Below are 1,641 nucleotides of genomic sequence, written 5' to 3'. Positions count from 1 at the left end.
CAAAGGACAGGTCCTCGGTCAACTCCACGAGCAACCCAACCTCTTGCGCATCAAAGGCATCAGTGTTGGCAGCACAGATGGTCAACACCCCGATAGCGCTGTCCTGATGCAACAGGGGCAGGGAAATGGTTGATGCGTAGTTGTATCTGGCAGCCTCTATGCGCAGGTAATGGGTGTCAGGGTCTGTCAGGATATCGTTTGAGATAACGGGTTTGGCCGTAAGGATTGCCCGTGAGTGGAGGGTTTTGCCGTTTGTTGTCGATAGCTTTAATGTCCCCATGTAGTCCTTTTCGTAACCTGCCTGAGCGACAACAAGGATGTCCCTGTTATCCTGCAACATGCCTATCCATGCCAGACTGTAGGCGCCATCTTCAACGACGATGCGGCATATATCATGGGTCAGGACCGCTTCACTTGCGGCATGTGCAAGGGCATAATTGCACCTGCTCAGGATGCCCAGGCGTCTGTTAAGGCCGATCAGTGTTGCCGTGCGCTGAGACACCTTATGTTCAAGCTCCGTGCTGTAGGACACCAATTTGTCCTGGTACTGCCTGAGGTCTGCCACCATGCTGTTAAACAGCCCCGACAGTTGACCCATTTCGTCACTGGAGGTCACATTGACCGTGATGTCAAGGTTGCCCTTGCCAACCTCGGCAGCAGCCAGGGCAAGCCTCTTTATCGGAATGGAGACATTGCGCGACAGAAGGTAGATGATTAACGTAGCCAACGCCCCTATAAACAGAGACACGACTATTGATATGTTTCTCAACGACACGGCAGAGGTATAGGCCAGCCTGGCCGGGGCATATATGATCAGCGTCCAGTTGTTGCCCTGAAAGTTAAGATAACCGGCCTCCTGAGCAAATGCAAGGAGTTCCTCACGGTCATTGCCCTTATCGGAATGGCTGTGTTTCATGCTGCTGACACTCTTGCCCGCTGATACCATCTGCCTGATGATTTCCCAATGGCTTGACTTCTCGTGCAGCATCTTGTCTTTGTGGTAGTTGGAGTATAGGATCAGGCCATTTTTGTCGACCAGCTCTACCTCAAACGCCGTATCAGCGACCCCGGTACTGGTAGCCTGCCTGGCTATGTTGTACAGGTGTTCCACCAACACCCTGGAGGTCACCACGGCAAATGGCGTTGCTGTCTTGTCTTTAACTACGTGGGCAAAGCGAAAGGCTATCTGTTGAAGTGTTGCCGACATTGCCGTGTCCATAGCAAAATCGCTGCCACTGGTAATTTTACTCCAGTAGTCGGTCATTGGGTCTTGTATACCGATATTTTTACCCAATGTGTCAAGGAGGCGTACCCTGTTGAGATCGTAAAAGGATAGTGACGAATACTTTTGATCATTACCGGCGTACTCCATCAGGCGTTCGTTGACATGTGCAAGCGTTGAGTTCCTGGAGCTTACCACGGGGTCGGTTGAGAGGCGCCTGATATCTATGTATTTTTCATAGAGCATCCTGTCTATCTTGTCGATGGCATGGGATGCCCGTTCTTCGAGGTTGTGCCTTATCTGTAGTTCTAATATCCTCATGTTTGAGACATAGTTGCTGTAAGATACCAGTACAATAAAGGCCATGCCTATGAGTGAAAACATCAACGTAAGTTTTGTTACAAATCTCATTCTTATAT

At 50.1% G+C, this 1,641-nt stretch carries 1 protein-coding gene; it reads right to left on the bottom strand.

Annotation, left to right across the window (positions count from 1 at the left end; translation table 11 throughout):
- On the bottom strand, positions 1–1,633 hold a 1,633-nt coding region (locus HWQ67_RS17930), incomplete at its 3' end, for a GAF domain-containing protein (protein ID WP_218254061.1).
- Positions 1,634–1,641 lie beyond the last annotated feature (8 nt).

The organism is Candidatus Magnetobacterium casense (genome assembly GCF_019173545.1).
Classification (GTDB): Bacteria; Nitrospirota; Thermodesulfovibrionia; order Thermodesulfovibrionales; family Magnetobacteriaceae; genus Magnetobacterium; species Magnetobacterium cryptolimnobacter.
Note: the sequence above shows the minus strand (reverse complement) of the source record. Positions and strands in the feature narration are given on the sequence as shown.